This is a genomic window from Pseudomonas sp. p21 (assembly GCF_001642705.1).
Taxonomy (GTDB): Bacteria; Pseudomonadota; Gammaproteobacteria; order Pseudomonadales; family Pseudomonadaceae; genus Aquipseudomonas.
The window spans coordinates 94,937-120,849 of the sequence record NZ_LWBV01000007.1 but is presented as its reverse complement, the minus strand read 5'-3'; the positions used below and the strand labels follow the sequence as shown (position 1 = coordinate 120,849).

Annotated in this window: 22 protein-coding genes; 11 read left to right on the top strand and 11 right to left on the bottom strand. The window is 64.6% G+C overall.

Features of this window, described 5'->3' with window-relative positions; translation table 11 throughout:
* The first annotated feature begins 27 nt into the window (after positions 1–27).
* Positions 28–957, top strand: a complete 930-nt coding sequence (locus A4C63_RS19765) for a DNA-3-methyladenine glycosylase (RefSeq protein ID WP_063914186.1) — start codon at positions 28–30, stop codon at positions 955–957.
* 184 nt (positions 958–1,141) lie between these two features.
* Entirely contained in the window at positions 1,142–1,402 is a 261-nt protein-coding gene (locus tag A4C63_RS19760) for a DUF1652 domain-containing protein (RefSeq protein ID WP_063914185.1), read from the top strand.
* 97 nt (positions 1,403–1,499) lie between these two features.
* Here the strand turns inward: A4C63_RS19760 and A4C63_RS19755 are convergent, their stop codons facing one another.
* From A4C63_RS19755 to A4C63_RS19720, 8 genes are all read right to left on the bottom strand, one after another.
* Positions 1,500–1,787 carry a hypothetical protein gene (locus tag A4C63_RS19755; RefSeq protein WP_063914184.1) on the bottom strand — a complete coding sequence of 96 codons (288 nt, stop codon included), beginning with the start codon at positions 1,785–1,787 and terminating at the stop codon, positions 1,500–1,502.
* Between the two features lie 169 nt (positions 1,788–1,956).
* Positions 1,957–2,604, bottom strand: coding sequence for a DNA oxidative demethylase AlkB (gene alkB / locus A4C63_RS19750; protein WP_063914183.1), 648 nt, complete (start codon positions 2,602–2,604; stop codon positions 1,957–1,959).
* A 228-nt stretch (positions 2,605–2,832) separates the two neighbouring features.
* Positions 2,833–4,278, bottom strand: coding sequence for a curlin (locus tag A4C63_RS19745; protein WP_063914182.1), 1,446 nt, complete (start codon positions 4,276–4,278; stop codon positions 2,833–2,835).
* A gap of 16 nt (positions 4,279–4,294) precedes the next feature.
* Positions 4,295–4,768 (bottom strand): curlin, encoded by a 474-nt coding sequence (locus A4C63_RS19740; RefSeq protein WP_063914181.1) that lies wholly within the window; start codon positions 4,766–4,768, stop codon positions 4,295–4,297.
* A gap of 15 nt (positions 4,769–4,783) precedes the next feature.
* The gene (locus tag A4C63_RS19735) at positions 4,784–7,021 is read right to left on the bottom strand and encodes an Ig-like domain-containing protein (RefSeq protein WP_063914180.1); all 2,238 of its coding nucleotides are present in this window, start codon (positions 7,019–7,021) and stop codon (positions 4,784–4,786) included.
* A gap of 32 nt (positions 7,022–7,053) precedes the next feature.
* Entirely contained in the window at positions 7,054–8,382 is a 1,329-nt protein-coding gene (locus tag A4C63_RS19730) for a hypothetical protein (RefSeq protein WP_063914179.1), read from the bottom strand.
* Positions 8,383–8,700: 318 nt separating this feature from the next.
* A complete protein-coding gene (locus A4C63_RS19725) occupies positions 8,701–9,519 on the bottom strand; it encodes a phosphatase PAP2 family protein (protein WP_063914178.1) in 819 nt (272 codons plus the stop codon).
* 2 nt (positions 9,520–9,521) lie between these two features.
* Positions 9,522–10,211 carry a hypothetical protein gene (locus A4C63_RS19720; protein ID WP_063914177.1) on the bottom strand — a complete coding sequence of 230 codons (690 nt, stop codon included), beginning with the start codon at positions 10,209–10,211 and terminating at the stop codon, positions 9,522–9,524.
* A 276-nt stretch (positions 10,212–10,487) separates the two neighbouring features.
* Here A4C63_RS19720 and A4C63_RS19715 point away from each other — a divergent pair, with 276 nt between their 5' ends.
* The 8 genes from A4C63_RS19715 to A4C63_RS19680 all read left to right on the top strand — a co-directional run bounded on the left by A4C63_RS19715 (position 10,488) and on the right by A4C63_RS19680 (position 19,693).
* Positions 10,488–11,228 carry a gluconate 2-dehydrogenase subunit 3 family protein gene (locus A4C63_RS19715; RefSeq protein WP_063914176.1) on the top strand — a complete coding sequence of 247 codons (741 nt, stop codon included), beginning with the start codon at positions 10,488–10,490 and terminating at the stop codon, positions 11,226–11,228.
* A gap of 3 nt (positions 11,229–11,231) precedes the next feature.
* A complete protein-coding gene (locus A4C63_RS19710) occupies positions 11,232–13,016 on the top strand; it encodes a GMC family oxidoreductase (protein ID WP_063914175.1) in 1,785 nt (594 codons plus the stop codon).
* A gap of 12 nt (positions 13,017–13,028) precedes the next feature.
* Positions 13,029–14,273: a cytochrome c gene (locus A4C63_RS19705; protein WP_063914174.1), complete on the top strand. Its 1,245-nt coding sequence runs from the start codon at positions 13,029–13,031 to the stop codon at positions 14,271–14,273.
* A 272-nt stretch (positions 14,274–14,545) separates the two neighbouring features.
* Complete coding sequence (gene ptxS, locus A4C63_RS19700) at positions 14,546–15,565, top strand: transcriptional regulator PtxS (protein ID WP_063914173.1); 1,020 nt, start codon at positions 14,546–14,548, stop codon at positions 15,563–15,565.
* 67 nt (positions 15,566–15,632) lie between these two features.
* On the top strand, positions 15,633–16,424 hold the full coding sequence (locus tag A4C63_RS19695; RefSeq protein ID WP_063914172.1) for a hypothetical protein: 792 nt from the start codon (positions 15,633–15,635) through the stop codon (positions 16,422–16,424).
* Positions 16,417–17,367 (top strand): sugar kinase, encoded by a 951-nt coding sequence (locus A4C63_RS19690; protein ID WP_063914171.1) that lies wholly within the window; start codon positions 16,417–16,419, stop codon positions 17,365–17,367. Before A4C63_RS19695 ends, A4C63_RS19690 begins: the two co-directional genes overlap by 8 nt.
* 58 nt (positions 17,368–17,425) lie before the next feature.
* Positions 17,426–18,718, top strand: a complete 1,293-nt coding sequence (locus A4C63_RS19685; protein ID WP_063914170.1) for an MFS transporter — start codon at positions 17,426–17,428, stop codon at positions 18,716–18,718.
* A gap of 12 nt (positions 18,719–18,730) precedes the next feature.
* A complete protein-coding gene (locus A4C63_RS19680; protein WP_063914169.1) occupies positions 18,731–19,693 on the top strand; it encodes a D-glycerate dehydrogenase in 963 nt (320 codons plus the stop codon).
* 200 nt (positions 19,694–19,893) lie between these two features.
* On the opposite strand, the gene A4C63_RS19675 is transcribed toward A4C63_RS19680, so the two are convergent.
* On the bottom strand, positions 19,894–21,198 hold the full coding sequence (locus A4C63_RS19675) for an MFS transporter (protein ID WP_063914168.1): 1,305 nt from the start codon (positions 21,196–21,198) through the stop codon (positions 19,894–19,896).
* A gap of 260 nt (positions 21,199–21,458) precedes the next feature.
* On the opposite strand from A4C63_RS19675, the gene A4C63_RS19670 reads away from it, so the two are divergent.
* Positions 21,459–22,334, top strand: a complete 876-nt coding sequence (locus A4C63_RS19670; RefSeq protein ID WP_063914167.1) for an AEC family transporter — start codon at positions 21,459–21,461, stop codon at positions 22,332–22,334.
* A 117-nt stretch (positions 22,335–22,451) separates the two neighbouring features.
* Here the strand turns inward: A4C63_RS19670 and A4C63_RS19665 are convergent, their stop codons facing one another.
* Together A4C63_RS19665 and uvrA are read right to left on the bottom strand one after the other, a co-directional pair.
* Positions 22,452–23,045: a hypothetical protein gene (locus tag A4C63_RS19665; protein ID WP_063914166.1), complete on the bottom strand. Its 594-nt coding sequence runs from the start codon at positions 23,043–23,045 to the stop codon at positions 22,452–22,454.
* A gap of 211 nt (positions 23,046–23,256) precedes the next feature.
* Positions 23,257–25,773, bottom strand: coding sequence for an excinuclease ABC subunit UvrA (gene uvrA / locus A4C63_RS19660; protein WP_063914165.1), 2,517 nt, complete (start codon positions 25,771–25,773; stop codon positions 23,257–23,259).
* Positions 25,774–25,913: the final 140 nt, after the last annotated feature.

The window sequence follows — 25,913 nt, the reverse complement described above, 5'->3', positions numbered from 1 at the left end:
CATTGGATTTGCTGGCATGATGCAGCCATGCCCAAGCTAACGCCTTTGCACGCCGTGCGCCGATCATTGCCCACCCCCGGCCACCACACCCTGTGGCTGCGCTACCGTGCTCCTTACCACTGGCCCTCGACCCTGGCCTTCCTTGCTGCACGCTGCATCCCCGGCATCGAGACCTGCTTCGATGGCACCTACCGCCGTACCCTGGTGGTTGCCGGTCGCCACGCCGTGCTGCACGCGACGCCTTCGGGCAGCCAGCACCTGCGGGTCCGCCTTGAAGGCGTCCCGGCGCTTGCGCTACCCGGCCTTATCGCCAGGCTGAGGCGGGTCTTCGACCTCGATGCCGACCCCGCGCGCATCAATGCCGAACTGTCCCGCGATCCGCTGATGGCCTGCCTGATACAGCAGCGTCCAGGCCTGCGCGTGCCACAAGGCTGGGACGCCTGCGAGCAGGCTATGCGCACTGTGCTGGGCCAGCAGGTCAGTGTGGCTGGGGCAATGACCTTGGCCGGCCGCCTGGTGCAACGCCACGGCGTGGCCCTGCGCCGGCCTGCACCGGGCCTGAGCCACGTGTTCCCGGCGCTGCCGGTATTGGCGGCTGCGCAGTTCGACGGCATGGGCATGCCGCGGGCACGCGCTGCCACCCTGGGCACGCTGGCCAGTGCCTTACTGGCCGAGCCCCGGCTGCTACGCAGCGGGCAGGTGCTGGACGACCTGCTACGCAAGCTGTGCGAACTCAAGGGTATCGGCCCCTGGAGCGCGCACTACCTGGCGCTGCGTCAGGCCGGCGCGGCCGATGCCTTGCCGCTGGGCGACGTGGCGCTGGTCAAGGCGTTGCGCTTGCTCGAAGGCGATGACGCCCAACTGGCGCATAGAGCCCTGGCCTGGCGACCGTGGCGGGCCTATGCGGCCCAGCACCTGTGGGCATCGCTGGGGCCTGCCGGGACCGCTCGTCGTTAAGTCTGCCGTTGCGTTCGAACCCTCCGCCTGCGCAAGCGATCTTCCACTAAGGTGCTAGAGGATTCCCCGCACGATCATTGCCCCGGCGCATGGACGCCTGCCCGGGCATGCGCAATATCAATTGGCGCCTCGCCTGACAAAGGCGTACTCACACAACAGGCCATCCCACAGAGAGGGTCGTACCATGTCGTTGATAGGAGTTTCGATGCTAGAAATGCGGCAGATGATCGAGCAGGCCTGCCTGCCCGACCGTTGTGAAGTCAGCTGCCCGGACGGCGCCAACCTGACCATCCGCCTGGGTCAGGGCCAGAGTCTCGATGAGGGCGTGACCCTGAGCGGGGTCCCGCTGCAAAGCCTCAACAGTTGCCGTGACCTGGTCAACCTGGTCGGGCAGCTGCACGCGCTGCGTGACAGCCACCCGGCGCCGCTCAAGGCGATTGCCTGAGCGCGCCCACCGCGCCCTGCTCAGCCCAGGCTGGCCGGGCGCATCTATCCGCCAGTTGTGCGGCACTGACCATGCTCAGGCACACTCATTGATCGCCTCACTGCAGCTCCAGCAGCAGGTTCAGGCCGCCATCACCGCATTTTCCCTGGTCGCGGACCACACCGTGGTAGCTGCGCCCGTCCCAGACAAAGGCCACGCTGTGGGCACGGTCAACCTTGTCAGGCAACGGCGGGCAGATGTGCAGGCGCAGCCCCGGCCGGCCTTGCAGGTTGAGGGCGGCGAGCTGGCATTGGCACTCCACGCTTTGTGCCACCGGGCCGAACAGGGTGTCGCGTACGTAATCGAGTTGCAGCGAGGCATTGGGCGCGCGGCAGGGCATTTTCATAGGCGCGCGGCTCCGCTGTGTAGGGTCGGGGAACAGGGCTTGCAGGGCATGGTGGGCTCCAGGCTGAAGAGGGCGTGGCTTATCGTTGGAAGCTTGCCTGGCCAAGATGTTCAACGTGTTTCATGTGCGTTCATCCTGTTTGCGCCGGGTGACGGAGCGCGGGTCCGATTCAGCCACCGGCCTTGCGCAAGGTCAGGTTGATCCGCCGTTCGCCCAGGCGCGGATGCACGCCGGGCTTGATCGGCAGCACGCCGTGAAAGCGCAAGCGGTCTTCGCCACCCCAGACCAACACATCGCCATGGCTCAGCGGGATGCGCCGGGTCTTGTCGACGCGCTGCAGGCCACCGAACAGGAACACCGCCGCAAGCCCCAGCGACACGGACACGATCGGCTGGCCGAAGTCCTGCTCGTCGCGGTCCTGGTGCAGGCTCAGGCGGGTGCCCGGCAGGTAATGGTTGACCAGGCAGGCGTCCGGTACGAAATCGTCGAACCCGGCCATGGCCGCGGCGCGGGCGGCCAGGTCGAGCAACACTGGGGGCAGGGCAGGCCACGGTTTGCCGCTGAGCGGGTCACAGGGGCTGTAGCGGTAGCCGTGTTCATCACTGACCCAACCCAGGGTGCCGCAGTTGGTCAGGCCGACCGCCATGCGCAGGCCGCCCGGGGTGTGCATGCGCCGGAACGGCGCGGCACGCAGCACCGGGCGCAGGGCATCGAGCAGCGCCTCGATATCGGCCAGGGCGAAGCCGGGCAGCAGCACGGTGTGGCTGGCCAGGCGTTGCGGCTGGGGGCCGAACAGGTCGAGGTCGGACTGGATCATGGGCTTTGTATCGGGTTGGGTGGGTTCCATTGTAGTGCGCTTGGCAGGCTTGGCCTAATTCGCGGGCACGCCCGCTCCCACAGGGTTGGCACAGGCTCTGACGGCAGTGGAGTACCTGTGGGAGCGGGCGTGCCCGCGAACAGGTCGGCAAGAAAAAGAAGTTCTGACGAGAATAAAAAGGAACCGCGGCACCAGGGAGAGGAGCACCGCGGTTCAAGGGGGAGCGATCTACTGCTGGGTCACAGTGGCCAGGTTCGTGCTGCCCAGCTGGCTGATGGTCGCGGTCTGGTTGACACCGCTCTGGTCGACGTACGCCTTGTTGCCCTGGCCTCCCTGGGTCACATAGGCAATGTTGTAGCTGTCAGCCTGCTTGATGGTGGCTTCGTTGCCGCCACCGTACAGCTGGTTGGTGTAGCTCTGGTTGCTGTAGCCGGACTGGTCCAGGTTGATGACGTTGTCCTTGCCCTGGCTGTTGCCGTAGGCATAGTTGTCGGTGCCACGCTGGTCGGCGATCAGGAGGTTGTCAGTGCCGTTCTGCTCGAAGTACAGCTCGTTGTTCATCTCGGACTGTTTGGTCTCCATCTGGTTGCCGGTGCCTTTCTGGGTCAGCGTGGCCAGCTGGTTGTCACCGTTCTGGGTCAGGTTGACGCCGTTGCCATTGCCGTTCTGGTTGATGGTTGCGTTGTGGTTGGTACCGAACTGGCCGCCCATCTTGGCGCCTTTCCAGTTGCTGGCGGTGATGCTGTTGCCATTGCCCTTGGTGTTGATGGTCAAATTGAGGTTTTCACCGTTCTGGTAGGTGAAATGCAGGTTGTTGCTACCGGTCTGGGTGATGGTGGTGGTCGAGTTGTTGGTCTCGAACTGGTCCGACCAGCTGGCGTTGGCCGTGCCCTGTTGTGACAGGCTGACCTTGTTGTTCTTGCCGAAACTCTGGTCGATATAGCCTTCGTTCATCTGGCCGGACTGGGTCACGGAGGCCTGGCTGCCAGTCTGGGTGTCTTGCCACACTTCCACCGAGTTGCCCCCACCGTACTGGCCAATGCCGATGGTGCCGCCGGTGCCGTCACGCTGGTCGCCATACGCCCAGTTGCCCTGGCCATCCTGGTAGATCTGGATATCGCCATCGACGTGGTTCAGGTGCTCTGCGGCGGCATAGTTGTCCTGGCCGGTTTGGTTGATGCTGCTGCGGTTGTTGCTGCCACCAAAGGTCTGCTCGATGAAGGCTTCGTTACGCTGGCCGGATTGCCAGGTGGTGGCCTTGCTGCCTTCCTGGCTGTCCTGCCACACGGTCGAGGTGTTCTCGGCGCCTTGCTGGGTTTGCAGCGATTCGTTGCCCAGGCCCAGCGACTGGCTGGCGAAGGCATCGTTGTAGCTGCCGTCGGCGTGCTGGGTGATATGGCTGCCGTTCTCGAACAGTTGCTCGGCGTAGCCGGCGTTGTACTGGCCGGTGGCACTCTGCCGGATATCGCTGGTGCTTTCGGCCTGCACCGCCATGTGGTTGTGGCCTTTGCCGGTCTGGGTCTGGGTGGCCGAGGCGTATGGCGCCAGGGTCTGGCTGACTTCGGCGATGTTTTCCTTGCCGTCCTGGGTCTGGGACGAGGTGCTGTCAGCAGCCATGGCCTGACCTGCAAGGGCCAGGACAATAGCGGCACTTAACGGAGCGAGCTTGTACATGGTGGTGCCTCCAGGTCTATCGGTATTGGGTGATCTGAACATGCTGGCCACTGCCGGCCTGGGTCACGGAGCTGTTGAGGCCTGTGCCGGACTGCACGATGCTGGCGCTGTTGTCGTTGCCGATCTGCTGGATGGCTGCGCTGTTGCTGCTGCCGCTCTGGCGGATCGACGCGCTGTTGCCATTTCCCTGTTGGCTGATGATGGCCATCAGGTCACTGCCTTCCTGCAGGATGTACGCTTCCTGTGCACCACCGGCCTGGACGATGCGGCCCAGCAGGGCCTGGCCGTTCTGGTCGATGGCGGCGCGGTTGCCCGAGCCTTGCTGCCCGATCACCGCAGCCTGGCCGGCACCGGCCGGCAGCAGGCGGATGATCACCGGTTCGCCGAGGTCGTTGCCGGGTGCGAGGTCGGCATTGTCCATCAGGTCCTCGGCCCAACTGGCCTGGCCCGCCAAGGCCAGGCTGAGCAGCAGGGAGTACAGGCGTTTCATTGCAACCTCCGGCCTTCACTGCACCACAACGTTGACGGTGCGCGTGGTGCCTTGGCTGGTGGTGATCGTCGCCGTTGGTGCCGCGGTCGGGATGATCGTGGTGCTATTGCTCACTGCCAGGCGCCAGCGGCCGTTCACCGGTACCGTGGCGGTGCCAAGGGTCTGCACGCCGGTCGTGGTGGTCACCCGTACGGTCACGGTGTTGCCGGTGGTGACCGACGAGGTGCCGCTGATGTCCCAGTTGTAACGGTTGTTGGAGCGCGCCGTGACCGTGGCTGCCGTGACCGCGAAGGTTTCGGCCGCAGGCCGTGGCGACACGTTGACAGTAACGGTGCCGGGGTTGGACAGCGCCCCCAGCGAGTCACGTGCCTGGTAGGTGAAGGTGGTGGTGAAGGCCGTGGTTACCGTGGCCGGTGGGGTGTAGGTCACCGTGGTGCCGTTGGTGCTGACTGTGCCCCGGCCGGCAGCCGGCTGGGTGAGGGAGGCAGCGGGCACCGTCAGCGGCAGGTTGCCTTCCGGATCGGTGTCGTTGGCCAGCACATTGATGGTCAATGGCACGCCCAGGGTGGCGACGGTTTCCGGGTTGGCGGTCGGTGCCCGGTTGGGCGCGACATTGATGGTGACCGTTGCCGGTTCCGACTTCAGCCCTTTGGCGTCCACCGCCCGGTAGCTGAAGGTGGCCACCACGGGTTGTGTGGCCCCGGTTGGCGGGGTGTAGGTGACCGAAGTGGTGCCGTTCATCACCACGCCGCCAAGACCGGTAGCGGGTTGGGTCAGGTCGCTGATGGTCAGCGGCACGTTGCCGTCCGGATCGCTGTCGTTCTGCAGCAGGTTGAGGGGGATCGGGATACCGACGCTGGTGCTGCCGATATCGGCCCGGGCCAGCGGTGGCTGGTTGGCCGCCTCGACCGGAGCGTTGCCGACCACGACCACTGGTTCGACATCGCTGCCGCCACGCGCCGACTTGACCGTGATGGTGGCCGGTGGCTGCGGCACGTCGTTGACGGTCAGGCTTTGCAGCGTGCCTGCTTTGGACAGGCGACCGTAGCCCTGGGCGAGCAGGTCGGGGATTGCCACTTCGTCACTGGAACTGGCTTCGATCAGCAGGCGCTTGTTGGCCCAGTCGTAGCGTGCGGTGCTGACCTTGACCACATCGGTGAGCTTGCTCGACAGCGCGGTCGGCTGGGTGCCGCCGGCGCTGTTGCTGGCGGTGACCACCACCACCGCAGGCGGTGCGACCTGGCCGAACTGCTGGTGGAAGAACAGCCCGTTGTTGTCGGCGGTGAGGGTGTACTGGCACGGCGAAGGCGGGGTGCCGACCAGGGCGATGCCATTGCGCATGCACAGGCTGGCTGCACTGGGAGCCTTGGCGAACACTTCAGTACGGGTGCCGGTGGCGTTGCGCGAGTAGGTGGCGCGCTCCAGGGTGACCGGTGTTTGCGCGCGCGGGTCCAGCACCTTGCCCGAGACAGTGAAGGCGTTGGTCTGGATGGTGCCAGCAGGGCCTTGAATGCGCACGAAGTTGGTATTGAAGGGGCTGCCAGTCACCGCTTCGGTGATGTTGGGGTCGCCGATGTAGGTTTCGGTGGCGCCAGTGTCGGGATTGACCTCGGTGTAAGGCCCGCCAACCCCCTTCAGCCAAGGGCCGATCGCCCCCGCCAGTGCTCCGCGGAAGTTGCCCGGCGCGCCGATGCCGATGTCACGGGTGATGTTGATTGCCCGTCGGCCTGGTGTGGTGACGTTGACCGTCTCTACGCCATAGGGGTGGGTGATGGTGTAGGTACCGGCAGTGGGCACCGACACGCGGATACGGATGCGGGCGAAGCTCTGTTGGTCTCCATCCACCGGGTTTTCGGCGGCAAAGGCTGCTTCCACGCCAGCGACGTAAACTTCCAGTTCATAGCCGCTGTTGCCCACGGCCGGGATGGAGGTCTCGGCCAGGAACCAGAACATTTCCGGTGGCCAGTTGTCCGGGAACACCAGCGGCAGGGTGTCGTCGTAGATGCCGGGTTCGGGCAGCAGGGTGCACATGTAGGCCGGTGTACCCGGGGCGCCTGCGGCCCGCGAACTGACGGCACGTGACTGGCACAGCTCCAGGGACTGGTCGAGGCTGTCCTTGTACCACATCGGGAAGCCACCGGTGGCGAAGGTGTAGGGCCCCGGGTCGACATCAGACAGCGCGGCAAAGGCAGCGCTGGTAACGGTAAGGGAGAATCCGGCGGCCAACAGCGCACGGCGCGACCAAGTGTTCATGCTGCCTCCTTGAAGGCTGAGCCTTTGTCTGTTCATGGCACCAGCACCACGTCTTCGGTGTCGCTACCGCCATTGGCACTGGTGACCTGCACCTTGGCCGGCGGGATGGGCGACAGGCTGGTGCTCAATGTCTTCACGGCGCCGTTGCCGCTCAGGTTGCCGATCAGCGTGCCGTTGCCGGTGCGCGCGGTGAGTACCGGCGGCGTGGTTTCGTCGCTGGTGCTGGCCACCAGGGTCAGCTCGCCGGTGGACAGGCGGTACTGAGCCTGGGTGATGGTGACCAGGTCGGTCAGTGGCACGTTGGCGGTGGTCAGGCTGCTGGTGGGGATTGCCACGCTGTTGTTGGCGGTCAGCGTCAGGATCGTCCCGGCGGCCGGGTCGAGGACCGACTGGGCGTACCAGGCGCCAGTGCCGTTGGCCTCGGTGAGGTTCAGGTTGGGTGTCTGGCTGGTCAGGGCGACGCTGGCCGGTGGCGGCGGGGCCATGACGAAGATGTCCTGCTGGGCGCGCAGGTTGCCGTTCTCGGTATGCCGCGAGTAGGTACTGCGTTGCGGCATCAGCGGGGTTGGCAGGGCCACTTCGGAAAGCTTGCCCGAGATCGCGAACAGCTCGGTGCGCAGGTCGATGCCGCCGGGGCCTTCGATGCGTACATAGTTGGTGTTGAACGGGCTGCCGGTCACCCGTTCTTCCAGGTTCGGGTCGCCGATGAAGCGCTCGCTGCCCTCGGTGTAGGGGCCGTTGACACTGCGCAGGAATGGCCCGACATCGCCTTTGAGGGCGCCGGTGAAGTCGCCTGCGCCGCCAATGCCGATGTCGCGGGTCATGTTGATCGCCCGCCGCCCGCCGGCTGGCACGTCGAATACTTCGACACCGTAGGGGTGGGTGATCACATAGGTGCCGGCGGTGGGGACATCGACCCGGATACGTACCCGGGCGAAGCTGACCTGGTCGCCATCGACAGGGTCTCCGGAGCTGAACGCAGCTTCTATCGCCGTGCCGTAGCCCAGGTTGATGCCGCGCGCTGCGTCGACGATGGTGGCGTCGGCGGTGAACCAGAACGCCTCATCGGGGAAGTTGCCGGGGAAGGCGATGGGTTGGGTATCGTCGAACACGCCGGGTGTGGGCAGCAGCGTGCACATGTACGACGGTGCGCCGGGCGCGCCGGCGACCCTGGAGCTCACCGCCTTGGTCAGGCACAGGTCGAGGGTGCGACCGTGACTGTCCTGGTACCAGGCGGGGAATTTACCGTTGGCGGGGACATAGGCGCCTGGATCGACAGCATTCAAGGCAGCTTGCGCCGGGAGCTGGAGCATGCCGGCGACAATCGCCACTGCCAGCGGGTGGGGTATCGGTCGGTGCATGAGTCATTTCCTCCTGCAAACGGGCCCATGGACTTGGGGCGTCTGGCAGGAGATCGGCAATAGGCGTGCCAAGCCGGGAAAAATGTGCTGTAGCCCTTGCAGGGCAAGGGATCCAATTCTATTGCAAGGGGATTTGCAGGCGTTTGCCGGTGGGCACCGTGCCCCCAAGGTTGGGGGACTGGGGCAGGTCGTGTCGACCCAACCCTGACATTTGCGTGAACGCGGTCGCTGTAGCAGCGGGCGTGCCCACGAAGCAGGCGACACGGTGCCTGGCACCGGCTGCGCCGGTGTTCGCGGCTAAAGCCGCTCCCACAGGTATTATGCGAAGTCCGGAGCCCGCGTACTACCTATCGCAGGGCTGTGCTCCGGCGCTTGTAAAGCGATGCGCCCATAGAAGAACAACGCAGTTATCCAGGTGGTAAACCAGACAAAAATACCGGCCCAGAACGTATGGGACATGTAGTGCCAGCCCTGCAACACCCGGGTAGTACCGTACACGAACCCGATCAGCAGAATCGCCACCAGGAGCTTGCGGGCATGCGCCCAGCGGTGACGCAACGCCACGAAATACAGCGCCAACAAGGTAAACCCGCTGGAGGCATGGCCACCCGGCCAGCAGCGGCCATCACCGGCCTTGCCCCACCAGGAGAAGTTCTCGAACCATTCGACCCGGGCGTGCGAGCCGCCATACAGCGTGGTTTCCACCGGGCAATACACACTGGTATGGCTTTTAAGGTAGTGAATCACTGTGGTGCTCAGGGCGAACGCCACCACCACGAACAGCAGGTCGCGGCGGTGGTTGGTGGTAAAGCGTAAGACTGGTGCGATTCGGGCATTTTCCAGTAACCGTGTCAGGCACGCTTGCGGGCGGTTGGCCAGGCGCGGCCAGATGAACGACAGCACGCTGCCGATGACTGCCAGTTCACCGGTCCAGTCCGGCAGGACCCTTGGCCACTTGTGAGTGATTTTCTCGAACCACTGGTTGTGCAACAGCGGGAACTGGCCAGTGACCGGGTCGAGTAGCAGGTTGCTGATCCAGCGATCGAGCTCTGTGAGGTCGAATGCCATGAACACGGTAGCGGCCAGCAACAGAGGCAGCAGCAGATTGTTGCGGTAGAAAACTGCGCGCGGTGGCATGTTCAGAGCTCCTTGGCGTCGACGAGTTCGCGCCATTCACTGGCAGCCATCTGGCCCAGCAGCCTCTCTTTGCCATCGCTGCCCTGGGTGATGAACAGGGCGCTGGCATAGCTGTTCGAGCGCGCGCTGCCAGGCACGTCAAGCGTGCGCTCCAGTTGTTCCATACAGCCGCTGTGGCTGACCAGCACCAGGTTGTGGCCGATTCGCTTGTGGGCAAAGGCGGTCTCGGAAAACTGGCCATCACACTGCTTGAGCCAGTCCTGCGTGGCAATGGTTTTACCGAACATGGCGTGTGCGGTTTGCTGGGTACGCACCTCCGGGCTGGCCCATAAATCGGCTTTGCCCAGGCCAAGGCGTTGCAGGCCGAGACCTACATCGGCGGCCACCCGGCTGCCCGCGACCGTGATACCGGTTGGGTCACCCAGACAGGCTCCGCGGGAGCGGTCGCAGCGTTCGGCATGGCGCAGCACCACAATCACCGAGCCGTTCGCCCAGGCGGCCTCGAGCCCACTGTGCTGCAGGTGATGGGGGTTGCCCAGGTCGGGGATGGCCATACGGGTATGCGCCCAGGCTGCCGCTCCGCCAAGGATGAACAGCAGGCACAAGACTGCGAATAGCGCCGTGCCCCAAGGCAATAGGTATACCTGGGCAAGCCGTGAGGCGGGGAATTTGTCGATAACGCCTTGCCGCATATTTGCCACTCCAGTCAGCTCGCTCCACACAAGAGCGTCGGCACTGTAGGTAGCGGGATGTCGGTAGAGAGTGAGGCAGATGTGAAAAAAGCCTTGGCCCGACAGCAGTGCGGGAGTGGCTTAGGCCGCGGGAAGTCAAGTATGAAACCGGTTTCAAAACATTTCTGAACGCGCTAGATTATCCGGCTGTTTTCTTGATGACCTATCAAGACCACCCCCCACATTGAAAATCAGATGGCGCTTTTCAAGGCCGCACACAGCCGATGAGGACTCGCAATGCCTGAGCATGCCCCAGACAACCCGCGCAGGGATTTTCTGCGCAAGACCTTGACCTTGATCCCTGTGGTCACCGTGGCCAGCGCGGGGCTTGGCGTGGGCGCCGGTCAGCTGCTTGCGGCCCCGCAACACGAACCCAAAGTGCCTGCCACGCCGCCAGCGGGCAAGTACCAGCCGACTTTCTTCACTGCCGAGGAGTGGGCCTTCGTACAGGCGGCCGTCTCGCGCATCATCCCGGCCGACGAGCTTGGCCCCGGCGCACTGGAAGCCGGCGCTGCCGAATTCATCGACCGGCAGATGAACACCCCCTATGCAACCGGCGCGCAGTGGTACATGCAGGGCCCGTTCAAGGCCGACGCCGCGCCTGAACTGGGTTACCAGCTGCAACTCAGCCCGCAGCAGATCTACCGCCTGGGCATCGCCGCCGTGGACGGCTGGTGCAAGGCCAACTCCGGGCAAGTTTTTGCTGCCCAAGATAGCGCTACCCGAGACCATGTTCTGAGCAAAGTCGAAGCTGGAGAGCTGGTTTTCGACACCGTGCCGGCCAAGGTGTTTTTCAGCTTGCTGGTGCAGAACACCCGTGAAGGGTTCTTCTGCGACCCGATCCATGGTGGCAACAAAGGCATGGTTGGCTGGACCCAGATCGGCTTCCCCGGCGCTCGCGCCGATTTCATGGATTGGGTCGAGCGCAACGAGCCTTACCCGTTCCCGGCTGTTTCGATCCGTGGCGAGAGGGCCTGAGGCATGGCGACCGTGATGAAGAAAGTGGATGCGGTGATCGTCGGGTTCGGCTGGGCCGGCGCGATCATGGCCAAGGAGCTGACCGAGGCCGGGCTGCAGGTGGTGGCCCTGGAGCGGGGGCCGATGCAGGACACCTACCCGGAAGGCAGCTACCCGCAGGTGATCGACGAGCTGACCTACAGCGTGCGCAAGAAGCTGTTCGTCGACGTGTCGAAGGAAACCGTCACCATCCGCCACGGCATGAATGACGTGGCACTGCCCAATCGCCAGCTCGGTGCCTTCCTGCCGGGTAAAGGTGTCGGTGGCGCAGGCCTGCACTGGTCGGGCGTGCATTTCCGGGTAGACCCGATGGAACTGCGCATGCGCAGCCACTACGAAGAACGCTACGGGCGCAAGTTCATCCCTGAAGACATGACTATCCAGGACTTCGGTGTTACCTACGAAGAACTGGAGCCGCACTTCGACTTCGCTGAAAAGGTTTTCGGTACTTCTGGCCAGGCCTGGACCGTCAATGGCCAGGTAGTGGGTGAAGGGAAGGGCGGCAACCCCTATGCGCCGGACCGTTCCAGCCCGTTCCCGCTGCCTTCGCAGAAAAACGTGGTGTCGGCCAGGCTGTTCGAAAAGGCGGCGGCCAGCCTGGGCTACAAGCCCTACAACCTGCCATCGGCCAACACTTCCGGGCCGTACACCAACCCGTACGGGGCGCAGATGGGGCCGTGCAACTTCTGCGGTTTCTGCAGCGGCTACGTGTGCTACATGTACTCCAAGGCCTCGCCCAACGTGAACATCCTGCCGGCGCTGCGCCAGGTGCCAAACTTCGAATTGCGGCCCAATGCCCATGTGTTGCGGGTGAACCTGGACGACAGCAAGCGCAAGGCCACCGGTGTGACCTACATCGACGCGCAGGGGCGGGAAGTGGAGCAGCCGGCGGACGTGGTGATCCTGGCGGCGTTCCAGTTCAACAACGTGCGCCTGATGCTGTTGTCCGGCATCGGCAAACCGTACGACCCCGTCAAGAATGAAGGCGTGGTCGGGCGTAACTTCGCCTACCAGAACATGGGTACGGTCAAGGCGTTCTTCGACAAGGACACCTACACCAACAACTTCATCGGCGCCGGTGGCAACGGCATTGCCATCGATGACTTCAACGCCGACAACTTCGACCATGGCCCGCACGGCTTCGTCGGTGGTTCGCCCATGTGGGTGAACCAGGCCGGCAGCCGGCCGATTGCCGGCACCGCAAACCCGCCCGGCACGCCGGCCTGGGGCAGCGCCTGGAAGAAGGCCACCGCCGATTACTACACCCACCAGGTGTCGATGGACGCGCACGGCGCCCACCAGTCCTACCGTGGCAACTACCTGGACCTTGACCCGACCTACCGGGATGCCTATGGCCAGCCGCTGCTGCGCATGACCTTCGACTGGCAGGAAAACGACATCCGGATGAACCAGTTCATGGTCGACAAACTCAGCAAGATCGCCCAGGCGATGAACCCAAAGACCATTGCCGTGCTGGGCAAGAAGGTCAAGGACCATTTCAACACCGCCAGCTACCAGACCACACACCTCAATGGTGGCGCGATCATGGGCACCGACCCGAAAACCAGTGCATTGAACCGCTACCTGCAGAGCTGGGATGTGCACAACGTGTTTGTCCCGGGCGCTTCGGCGTTTCCGCAAGGCCTGGGTTACAACCCGACCGGCCTGGTGGCTGCGCTGACCTACTGGTCGGCCCGCGCCATCCGCGAGCAGTACCTGAAAAACCCTGGCCCGCTGGTCCAGGCTTGAGGAGCGATGCACATGAAGACAATGTTGATCGCAACCCTGCTCGGTGCCAGCGTGGCTGCTCAGGCCGCGCCCAATGACGATGCGCAGGTGCGCCAGGGCGAGTACCTGGCCCGCGCCGGTGACTGCGTTGCCTGCCATACCGCCAAGGGCGGCAAGCCGTTCGCCGGTGGGCTGCCGATGGAAACGCCGATCGGTACGGTGTACTCCACCAATATCACCCCGGCGGCCAGCGGTATCGGCCAGTACAGCTTCGAAGACTTCGACCAGGCTGTGCGCAAGGGCATCGGCAAGGACGGCAGCACCCTGTATCCCGCCATGCCATACCCGTCCTATGCACGCGTCAGCGAGCAGGACATGCAGGCGTTGTATGCCTACTTCATGAAAGGCGTGCAGCCGGTCGAGCAGCCGAACAAGGCCACCGACATTCCCTGGCCGTTGAGCATGCGCTGGCCACTGGCGATCTGGCGCGGGCTGTTCGCGCCTGAGGCCAGGCCCTGGCAGGCGTCGGCGGCGGCCGACCCGGTAGTCAACCGCGGTGCCTACCTGGTCGAGGGCCTGGGGCACTGCGGCGCGTGCCATACACCGCGAGCGCTGACCATGCAGGAAAAGGCACTGAGCCCACAGGATGGCGAGCAGTTCCTGGCTGGCAGTGCACCGCTGGAAGGCTGGATTGCCAAGAACCTGCGTGGCGACCACAAGGACGGCCTGGGTAGCTGGAGCGAGGAGCAGCTGGTGCAGTTTCTCAAGACCGGCCGTAGTGACCGCAGCGCCGTGTTCGGTGGCATGAGCGACGTGGTCGAGCACAGCATGCAACACATGAGCGACGCCGACCTGACCGCTATCGCCCGCTACCTGAAGACGCTGCCGCCGAGCAACCCTGACGACCAGCCGCACGTCTATGACAAACAGGTGGCGGATGCGCTGTGGAAGGGCGACGACAGCAAGCCCGGAGCGGCGGTGTACATCGACAATTGCGCGGCCTGCCACCGTACCGATGGCCAAGGCTATACCCGCGTGTTCCCGGCCCTGGCCGGCAACCCGGTGGTGCAGACGGCGGATGCCACATCGCTGATCCACGTGGTGCTGGCGGGGGGCACGGTGCCGGCGACGCACACGGCACCGTCCAACTTCACCATGCCGGCGTTCGGCTGGCGCCTGAGTGACCAGGAGGTTGCCGAGGTGGTGAATTTCATTCGTACCAGCTGGGGTAACCAAGGGGATGCCGTCACCGCCAGTGATGTGAAAGCCCTCCGTTAACTGCATCCCTTTGTCTGCACCCCCAATCCACTGTGGGAGCGGGTTTACCCGCGAATGCGTCGGCACATTCAACATCGCATTCGCGGGTGAACCCGCTCTCACCGGGTTTCGTATGTACTTTCATATACATATCAGTTAGTTAAAACGTATTCTTGTTGTATTTCCTAGGCATCAATATCGCACTCCCGACCAACGGCATGTTGACGAACGCATGTGATTTTGCTGTATTGAAACCGGTTTCATCGCGATCACAACAATCATAAGGACAGCCCATGACCGACGCGCCTGCCCATGCCCGCGAACGGGTCACCATCAGCGAAGTAGCGCGTGTCGCTGGCGTTTCCAAGGCCACCGTTTCCCGTTACATCGGTGGCGACCGCCAGTTGCTCGCCGAAGCCACCGCCAAGCGCCTGGAAGAGGTCATCGAGCGCCTCGGTTACCGCCCCAATCAGATGGCCCGTGGCCTGAAGCGCGGCCAGACACGCCTGATCGGCATGCTGGTGGCCGATATCCTCAACCCCTATTCAGTGGCCGTGATGCATGGCGTGGAAACTGCCTGCCGCCAGCACGGCTACAGCCTGGTGGTGTGCAACACCAACCGCGACGACGAGCAGGAGCGTCACCACCTGGTGGCCCTGCAGTCCTACAACGTCGAAGGGCTGATCGTGAACACGCTTGGCCATCACCCCGGCGAATTGCTCAACCTGCAGCGCGACATCCCCATGGTGCTGGTCGACCGCCAGTTGCCCGAACTGAATGTCGACCTGGTGGGCCTGGACAATGCCGACGCGGTCGAGCAGGCCCTCGACCATCTGCAGGCGCAAGGCTACCGCGACATCCTGGCGGTAACCGAGCCCCTCGATGGCACCAGTTCGCGCCTGGAACGGGTGCAGGCGTTTGGCGCATCGGTCAGCCGTCGCCCCGGCATGCGCCAGCAGGTGCTGGAAACCGGCACCGGGCTGGATGGCCAGCTGGCTTCGTTCCTCGCCGGCAGTGGCCATGGCCCGCAGGCCATCTTCACCTTCAACGGTGTCGCCACTCTGGCCGTGACCCGAGCCCTGCATGAGGCAGGGCGCAATCTGTTCGCGGACGTCGGGCTGATCGCCCTCGACGACCTCGACTGGTACCCCTTGGTCGGCAGTGGCATCACTGCACTGGCCCAGCCCACCGAGCGTATCGGCGTGGCGGCATTCGACAGCCTGCTCGGTCGCCTGCGCGGTGACAGCGGGGCAGCCCGGCGCATCGACTTCAAGGCCGAGCTGATCATCCGAGGTTCAACCCAGCCACAGTAATCAGAGGCAGGCATCTGTGTGCCTGCTGCTGGCAAAAAATGAAACCGGTTTCATAAGGACAACAACAATGCATTCGAACCCCGTTTCCATCAGCCTCTCCAGCTACGGCGCCGACTTTGTCCGGCAACGTGGCCAGGAGCAGTTCCTTGACCTGCTGGCTGCCGCTGGCGTTACCCGCGTGGAACTGCGCGAAGAACTATTCACCGGTGCGCCGGACACTGCAGCGCTGTCTGCAGCCATTGCCGCGCTGCGCCTGGAGTGCCTGTATTCCACGCCCCTTGAGCTGTGGACCGCACAAGGCGTGCCTGATCCGCAATTGGTGCACAAGCTGGAAACCGCCCGCGCCCTTGGCGCGGTAGCGCTCAAGGTTTCCCTGGGGCACTACTGTGCGGGCTGTGACGTCGCGGCCTTGGCGACGCTGTTGCCGGCTCACGCGCCGTTGCTGCTGGTGGAGAACGACCAGACCGTGCAAGGCGGACGAATTGAACCCCTGCAGCAGTTTTTTCAGCACGCCGACGAGCTTGGGCTGAGCCTGGGCATGACCTTCGACATCGGTAACTGGCAGTGGCAGGGCGAGCCTGCCCGGCACGCCGCACGTCAGCTTGGCCGCTGGGTGCGCTATGTGCATTGCAAAGCCGTGCAGCGCCTGGCCGATGGCCGCCTGGCAGCAGTACCGCCAGAGGCCGCGGACCTGCAGGAGTGGGCTGCGCTGCTGGCCGAGTTCACCCCCGGCGTGGTGCGTGCCGTCGAGTACCCGCTGGTGAGCGACGATCTGCTGGCGCTGACCCGTGCCCAGGTGCGCGACCTGGCGGCGCTGGGGCAGGGCGTGGCATCGAGTGAGGAGCTGAGCCATGCATGAGCATGACGTGCTGTGTTTCGGTGAGACCATGGCCATGTTCGTCGCCGAGCAGGCCGGCGACCTGGCCAGTGTCGGCCAGTTCGGCAAGCGCATCGCTGGTGCCGACAGCAACGTGGCCATCGGCCTGGCGCGGCTGGGCTTCAAGGTCCGCTGGCTGAGCCGGGTGGGCGACGATTCGTTGGGCCGTTTCGTGCTCGACAGCTTGCGCCGCGAAGGCCTGGACTGCTCCGGCGTCGAGGTGGATGCCAGCTACCCCACCGGCTTTCAGCTCAAGGCCCGCTGTGATGACGGTAGCGATCCGGCAGTGGAGTACTTCCGCCGTGGTTCGGCGGCCAGTCGCCTGTCGCCAGCGCTGCTGCGCCCGGGTTGGCTGCAGGTCCGCCACCTGCACGCCACCGGCATCCCGCTGGCGCTGTCGGAGGGTTGCCGGGCGCTGTCCCATGCGCTGGTGGACGCCATGCGCGCCGCCGGGCGCAGCATCTCCTTCGACCCGAACCTGCGCCCCTCGCTGTGGCCTGACCAAAGCAGCATGGTGCGCGAAGTCAATGCCCTGGCGGCCAAGGCCGACTGGGTTCTGCCAGGCCTGGAAGAAGGCCGGCTGCTGACCGGTCAGCACACTCCGGCAGACATCGCTGCGTTCTACCTCGACCAAGGGGTGGAACTGGTGGTGATCAAGTTGGGCGACGCCGGTGCCTACTTCCGCAGCGCCAAGGGCGAAGGCCAGGTGGCGCCAGTGCCGGTCAGCCATGTGGTGGACACCGTCGGCGCCGGCGATGCCTTTGCCGTTGGCGTGCTCAGCGCGCTGCTGGAGGGCCACCCGGTGGCCGAGGCAGTGGCGCGTGGCAACTGGTGCGGCAGCCGCGCCGTGCAGTCGCGTGGCGACATGGAAGGGCTGCCGCTGCGCCATGAACTGGAAGCCCACGACCTGCGCAGAAGCGCGTGAACACTTGACCCCGAATTACCTGTTGCAACAAAAACAACAAGCTCAGGAGAAACGAACCATGCAAAGCCAAAGCCTGGCACCTCGCCGCTGGTGGTACATCATCCCGATCGTGTTCTTCACCTATAGCCTGGCGTATCTGGACCGTGCCAACTACGGTTTCGCCGCCGCGTCCGGCATGGCTGAAGACCTGCATATCACCCCCGCGTTGTCTTCGCTGCTGGGGGCACTGTTCTTCCTCGGTTACTTCTTCTTCCAGGTGCCTGGCGCCATCTACGCCGAAAAGCGCAGTGTGAAGAAGCTGATCTTTGTCTGCCTGATCCTCTGGGGGGGCCTTGCCACGCTTACCGGCGTGGTCAGCAACGTCTACATGCTGATCGGCATCCGCTTCCTGCTAGGGGTGGTGGAGGCGGCAGTGATGCCGGCGATGCTGGTGTACCTGTGCCACTGGTTCACCCGCGCCGAGCGTTCGCGCGCCAATACCTTCCTGATCCTTGGCAACCCGGTGACCATCCTGTGGATGTCGGTGGTGTCGGGCTACCTCGTCAAGCATTACGACTGGCGCTGGATGTTCATCATCGAAGGCCTGCCTGCGGTGATCTGGGCGTTCTTCTGGTGGCGCCTGGTGGATGATCGCCCGGCCCAGGTGAACTGGCTGAGCGAGCAGGAGAAGGCCGACCTGGAGCAGGCGCTGGCCGCCGAGCAGCAAGGCATCAAACCGGTGAAGAACTACCGTGAGGCGTTCCGCTCGCCGCAGGTGATCATCCTTGCGCTGCAGTACTTCTGCTGGAGCATCGGTGTGTATGGTTTCGTGCTGTGGTTGCCGTCGATCCTCAAGCAGGCGGCGAACCTCGATATCGTGCAGGCCGGCTGGCTATCGTCGGTACCTTACCTGGCGGCGGTGCTGGCCATGGTTGGTGTGTCGTGGGCTTCCGACCGCCTGCAGAAGCGCAAGCGCTTCGTCTGGCCGCCACTGCTGATCGCCGCCGTGGCGTTCTATGGCTCGTACGCTCTGGGCAGCGAGCATTTCTGGCTGTCGTACACGTTGCTGGTGGTCGCCGGCGCCTGCATGTACGCACCCTATGGCCCGTTCTTCGCGATCGTGCCCGAGATCCTGCCGGCCAACGTCGCGGGCGGTGCCATGGCACTGATCAACAGCATGGGCGCGCTGGGGTCGTTCGGCGGCTCGTGGCTGGTGGGCTACCTCAATGGCGCCACGGGTGGGCCCGGTGCCTCTTACCTGTTCATGTGCGGTGCGTTGCTGGCCGCGGTGGCGCTCACTGCCGCACTCAATACTTCCCGGACGTCTGGCCGGGCCAAGCGCGGCGGTTCGCGTCTGGCCATGAACCATTAGGAAACCTCTGCAATGAAGAAGCGAATCGTCCTGTACAAACGCCTGTCCGACGACTTGATGGCACGCCTGCAAGATCACGTCGAGGTAACCTGGGTGGATACCACCCAGCCCGATGGCCTGGCGCGCCTGCGCGACGCCTTGCCGGGTGCACACGGGCTGCTGGGGGCTAGCCTGCGCCTGGACGCCAGCCTGCTCGATCTGGCGCCACAACTTGAAGTGGTGTCCAGCGTTTCGGTCGGCGTGGACAACTACGACATCGCCGAACTCAGCCGGCGCGGCGTGATGTTGACCAACACGCCTGACGTGCTGACCGAAACCACCGCCGACACGGGCTTTGCCTTGATCCTGGCCACTGCCAGGCGGGTGGTGGAACTGGCGAGCTGGGTGCGAGAAGGTCACTGGCAGGCCAACCTTGGTCCGGCGTATTTCGGCAGCGATGTGCACGGCAAGACGCTGGGCATCGTCGGCATGGGCCGCATCGGTGAGGCCCTGGCCCGACGCGCCGCGGCTGGCTTCGGCATGCGCGTGCTGTATCACAGTCAGCGTGCCAAGCCTGACGTGGAAGCGCGCTATGCCGCGCGTCAATGCAGCCTGGATGAGCTGTTGCAGCAGGCGGATTTCGTTTGCCTGACCGTGCCGCTGAGTGCCAGCACCGAAGGCCTGATCGGCGCGCGGGAACTGGCGCTGATGAAGCCGCAGGCAATCCTGGTGAACATTTCCCGCGGGCGCGTGGTGGACGAACCGGCTCTGATCGACGCGTTGCGTGCCCGGCGCATACGCGGCGCCGGCCTGGATGTGTTCGTGCAGGAGCCGTTGCCGGCGGACTCGCCACTGTTGCAATTCGACAACGTGGTGGCGACCCCGCATATCGGCTCAGCGACCGAGGAAACCCGCCAGGCCATGGCGCGCTGCGCAGTGGACAACCTGCTCACTGCGTTGGCCGGTGAGCGCCCGGCGAACCTGGTGAATGGCTAGCGCCAGATCCACAAGCCGGCGCGGCCCCTGTGGGAGCGGGCATGCCCGCGAAGCAGGCGACGCGGTGGATGGCACCGGCTACGCCGGTGTTCGCGGGCGCGCCCGCTCCCACAGAGTTCCCGCTAATTCAATGAGTTATGTGCAGTTCTGTGGGAGCGGCCTTGTGTCGCGAAAGGGCTGCAAAGCAGCCCCCCCCGGAGTCAATGCGATTCTGAACGCTGCGCCTGCGCTGGCGCAGCACTCTCCACCGGCTCCAGCGGCGGATGCTCTTGCGCCGCATGCATCAGGTCTTCGGTCACTCGCAGTTCGGCACCGGTCGGCGAGAAGGTGGTCGAAGCTGTGAACGGGGCCGGATGCTCTGCCGCCGGGCGCTTGCCACGGCGCCACATGAAGAAGCACACCATGGCCAGGTTGACCACGGCAAAGGCCCAGAACAACCCGGCCTCGCCAAACTCGGTCATCATCGGTGAAATCGCCACCGGCGCCATGGCCGAACCCAGCGAGTTGATCAGCAGCAGGCCCTGGATCATCGGCACCAGCGCATCGGACGGCGCCCGGTCGGCCGCATGGCTGACCGCCACCGGGTACAGGGTGAACACGCCACCGCCCAGCAGGAACAGCATGGCCGGCAGCAGGATCGAGTCCGACGGCAGGAATACCGTGACCAGCGACAGCAGCACGCACAGCGCGGCCAGGGCGATCAGCACATCCTGGCGGTCCTTGCGGTCGGACCAGCGCCCGACCGGGTATTGCAGCAGCATGGCACCCAGAATCACCCAGGCCATCATGTTGCCGACTTCACCCACATCCAGGCCAATGCGCTGCAGGTACAGCGGCAGCAGGGCATAGATGCCGGCAATGGCCACACCCGAACCGAAGCAGCCGACCAGCCCCGACGGTGCCACGCCCAGCAGCTGGCGCGGCTTGAGCGGTTCGACCTGGTCCAGCAGCGGCGATACCCGCGGCAGGATCACGATGGGCAGTACCGACAGGGCGGCGAGCACGCCGGCCAGCATGAACGGTGCGGTGTCACCCATGTGGGTGATTTCGCCAAGGCCGGCCTGGGCGATTACCCCGGCGCCGTAGAAGGCGATCATGTACAGCGCCAGCAGGCGGCCGCGGATCTTGGCGTCACCGGCCAGCAGCAGCCAGCTTTCGATCACCAGGAACACGCCCACCGCCGCCCAGCCGTTGATCAGGCGCAGCACCGACCACCAGGTGACGTCGTAGAACAGGCCTTGCAGCAGGATGGTCACGGCGATCAGCGAGGCGAAGCTGGTGTAGGCGCGGATATGGCCGATGCGCAGGATCAACCGGTCGTTGAAGATGGCACCCAGGGTCAGGCCGATGAAGTAGGTCGAGGAGACGACACCGATGGTGGTGGCTGACTCACCGGCAGCGCCAAGGCGCAGGGTGGTAAGGGAAGACATGAAGCCGTTGCCCAGGGCAATGATGAACAGCCCGAGCAGGGGCGCCAGCGCCATGGCCAGCAAACGCGGAGACATATGTACCTCTAGTTGGATGAGCGGAATGAGCGCCTTTTCGGACGCGCACACCGGCTCGACCCGAACGGGGCCGAGGGGCTGCACGGAGTGCCTGGGCTGGATGCGACTGTCATTGCTGCCGGTTGCCACCGTTCAAGGCGACAGGCGAAAAGGAAGCGCGATTCTACGGGCTTCAGCGGTTTTGCCCAAGAGGCCTGGGTGTGCGACGAGACGCCGCAGTCTGCGGCATAATGCTGGGCCCACCCCCAAGGAAGGCCTCTATGTTCGCGTCACTGTTCGCCGTCCTGGCTCCGGTTTTCATCGTCGCCGGAATCGGCTTTGCCTGGGCCCGCAAGGGCCTGGAATACCCCACCGAATTCATCGCCCGGGTGGTGATGACCGTCGGCACCCCGTCGTTGGTGCTGTCCACCCTCAGCCGTACCGAACTGGACCCGAACGCCTTCACCAGCATGGCCATGGCCTGCCTGCTGTGTACCCTGGGCATGGCCCTGGCCGGCTTGCTGGTGTGCCGCGCTTCCGGCCTGCACTGGCGGGTGCTGTTGCCGGCGTTCATGTTCCCCAATACCGGTAACATGGGCCTGCCGATCAGCCTGTATGCCTTTGGAGAACACGGCCTGGCCCTGGCCGTGGCGTTCTTCCTGACCCTGTCGATCGTGCAGTTCACCCTTGGCATGGCCATTTCCGGTACTGCGGCTTCGCTCAAGGCACTGCTGCGCAACCCCATCGTGATCAGCCTGGCCGGCGCCATGCCGATCATCTTTCTCGATTTCGAATTACCGCGCTGGCTGGCCAATACGGTAGGCCTGCTGGGCGGCATGACCATCCCGCTGATGTTGCTGACACTGGGCGTTTCGCTGGCCAGCATTCGCCTGCGCCATGTGGGCAGCGGCATGCTGCTGGGCGGTTTGCGCATTGGCCTGGGGGCTGCCGTGGGCTGGGCAGTCGGCGCCGCGTTGGGCATGGCCAGCCTGGAGCGCGCGGTGCTGGTGGTGCAGTCGGCGATGCCGGTGGCGGTGTTCAACTACCTGATGGCAGTGCGCGCCAACCGCGAGCCGGAGCAGGTGGCGAACCTGGTGATGTGTTCTACGGTGCTGTCGTTTGCCTGGTTGCCGGTGGTGCTGGCCTGGTGGATGTAAGGCTGTACCGGCCCTTTCGCGGGTAAACCCGCTCCCACAGGTACAGCGCAGGTCTCAAGGCCAGTGGTGCACCTGTGGGAGCGGGCAAGCCCGCGAAAAGGCCGGTACAGCAAACGGCTATTTGTCGTGCAACCGCCAACCCTGGCTGGTCAGCACCATTTCCCGGGTGTCCTTGAGCGGCATTTCATTGCTGGCCACCGCCTTGCCCAGTTCTTCAACGCTGGCCTTCACTTCTTCATTGGCAGCCCAAGCCGGCAGCCCGGTGATCTTGTAGGCATAGGTCACACGCGACATCTTCTGCCCGGTCGCTTCGCTCGGCTCACTGAAATGCTCGATGGCCGTGACTTGCGCCTTGCCGAAGCACAGCCCGTTATCCGCCTTGTAATACTTGCGGCCTTCGTCGGTGAGGTCGTAGGCGTAGTAGATGTCCGTGCGTGCCGCTTGCCACAGGCGGGCGGGCACCTCGGTGCGCGAGATCTCCTTTTCGCTGACCACGCCTACCTGGGCCAGGGCATGCAACGCCTTGTTGGTGCCATGGAGGTCGAAGTCCTGGGTTTTGGTGGGGAATGAGCTGATGACGAAGCAGTGCGGGTATTGGGTATCGAGGTAGGCCTGGGCAGCCTTGTGGAAACTGGCCTCGCTGGTGTCCTCGCTGTTCGAGCAACCGGCCAGGGGTGCCAACAGCGCCAGCGGCAGGATCTTCCTGTACATGGTGACACTTCCTTGAGTGACAAAGGCAAACGGGTCGTGCGCGATTAGAACCTACGGACTAGAGCGGCGCAATCGTGGCAAGACGGCATCTCGGCATGTGCTGCGGTGGCCTCTTCGCGGGTAAACCCGCTCCCACAGGTTCACCACAGACCTTGCAAGCTGTGCAGTACCTGTGGGAGCGGGTTTACCCGCGAAGAGGCCGGTGCAGGCGCTACAAGGCCTTGGCCAGAAACGCCGCAGTGCGGCTTTCAGCACACCCGGCCACCACTTGCGGCGTGCCGCTGACCACCACCTGGCCCCCGGCATCCCCGGCCCCCGGCCCGATATCGATCACCCAGTCGCTCTGCGCCACCACCCGCATGTCATGCTCGACCACCACCACGCTGTGCCCGCCATCGACCAGGCGGTTGAGCTGCACCAGCAGGCGGTCGATGTCCTGAGGGTGCAAACCGTTGGTAGGCTCGTCCAGTACATACAACGTCGCCCCGCGGGCCATGCGTTGCAGCTCGGTGGCCAGCTTGATGCGCTGCGCTTCGCCGCCAGACAGTTCGGTGGCCGGCTGGCCCAGGCGCAGATAGCCCAGGCCGATGTCCTGCAGCACCTGCAGGCAACGCCGCGCCGCTGGCTGTTCGGCGAACACCTGCATTGCCTGGTCGACCGTCAGTTGCAGCACCTGCGCAATGTTCATGCCTTGCCAGTTCACCGCCAGGGTTTGCGGGTTGTAGCGGGCGCCGTGGCAGGTCGGGCAGGGCGCATAGACGCTGGGCATGAACAGCAACTCGACGCTGACGAAGCCTTCGCCTTCGCAGTTCTCACAGCGGCCCTTGGCAACGTTGAAGGAAAAACGCCCGGCATCGAAGCCTTGTGCCTTGGCCTGTTCGGTGGCGGCGAACAGCTTGCGCACGTGGTCGAACAGGCCGGTGTAGGTGGCCAGGTTGGAGCGGGGCGTGCGGCCGATCGGCTTCTGGTCGACCTGCACCAGGCGCCTGATGCTGCCAAGGCCCGCGCTTACATGCCCGCTGCTGGCCTGTTCGGGTTCATCTTCCAGGCTCTGCTCTTCGGGCTCGTTGCGCTGCTCGGCATGGCCCAGGTGCGCACCCACCAGCTCCAGCAGGGCCTGGCTGACCAGGCTCGACTTGCCCGAGCCGGAAACACCGGTCACGGCGGTGAAGCAGCCCAGCGGGAACTCGGCGCTGAGGTTGTCCAGGTTGTTGCGGCAGATGCCTTCGAGCTTCAGCCAGTCGTGGGCCTGGCGTGGCGTGCGTGTGGCCTGTGCCGCCGTATTGAACAGGTAGGCCCGGGTGCATGACTGCTCGACCTGGGCCAGGCCCTTAGGTGGCCCGCTGTAGAGGATGGTGCCGCCATGTTCGCCAGCAGCAGGCCCTACATCCACCAGCCAGTCGGCGCGCCGCATGGTGTCCAGGTCGTGTTCCACCACATACACCGAGTTGCCAGCCTGCTTCAGGCGCTGCAGCGCGTCGAACAGGGCTTCGCTGTCGGCCGGGTGCAAACCGGCAGACGGCTCGTCGAGCACGTAGATCACGCCGAACAGTTGCGAGTTCAGCTGAGTGGCCAGGCGCAGGCGCTGTAGTTCGCCAGAGGACAGGGTCGGGGTGCTGCGCTCCAGGGCCAGGTAGCCCAGGCCCAGGTCGAGCAGGGTGTCGATGCGTTCGAGCAGTTCGTTGGCGATGCGTTGCGCCGCCAGGCGCTTTTCCAGGGTCAGGTCGTCCTGCTGTTGTGCCAGGTAGTCTGCTGCCGCCACTTTGCGGAACACCTCGGCCAGCGCCTGCAGCGACAGGTGCGACAGCTCGGCGATATCCAGGCCGGCAAAGGTCACGCCCAGCGCTTCGCGCTTCAGGCGCTTGCCCTGGCACAGCGGGCAGGGGCTGGGGCGCATGAACCGGGCCACGCGCTTGCGCATCTGCGCGCTCTGCGAGTGCATGAAGGTGTGCAGCACGTAACGCCGGGCACCCATGAACGTGCCCTGGTAGCTGGGCTCCTGCTTGCGCTTGAGGGCGGCGCGGGTCTGCGCCGGGGTCAGCCCGGCATACACCGGTGCAGTGGGTGTTTCTTCGGTGAACAGGATCCAGTCGCGCTGCGCCTGTGGCAGGTCGCGCCAGGGGATATCGACGTCATAGCCTAGCGTCACCAGGATGTCGCGCAGGTTCTGGCCCTGCCAGGCCATGGGCCACGCTGCCACGGCGCGCTCGCGGATGGTCAGCGACGGGTCGGGGACCATGGTCGCTTCGTTCACTTCGTAGACCCGGCCCATGCCATGGCATTCCGGGCAGGCGCCCTGCGGCGTGTTGGGCGAGAAATCCTCGGCATACAGCATCGCCTGGCCGGCCGGGTAGTGGCCGGCTCGGGAGTAGAGCATGCGGATCGAACTGGACAGGGTAGTCACGCTGCCCACCGAGGAACGTGCACTCGGCGTGCCGCGTTGCTGCTGCAGGGCCACGGCCGGTGGCAGGCCTTCGATGGCGTCGACATCCGGCACGCCGACCTGGTCGATCAGGCGCCGGGCATAGGGCGCCACCGACTCGAAATAGCGGCGCTGGGCTTCGGCATAGAGCGTCGAGAAGGCCAGCGAGGACTTGCCCGAGCCGGACACGCCAGTGAACACCACCAGGGCGTCACGGGGTATATCGACATCGATGTTCTTCAGGTTGTGCTCGCGGGCACCCCGCACACGAACGAAGCCGCTTGGGGTGGTTGGGCGTGGGGGCATGAGGCAGTCCTTGGCTGTAGCTGAACAGTGTGCTCAAGGTAACAGCAAATATGTAGCGCCTGCTGGGGCAATGCTTCCGATCAGCAGATCTGAGAGTTATGCAGGCATGTTCAAGTGCTTAGTGTCGTTGTACAAAAAAA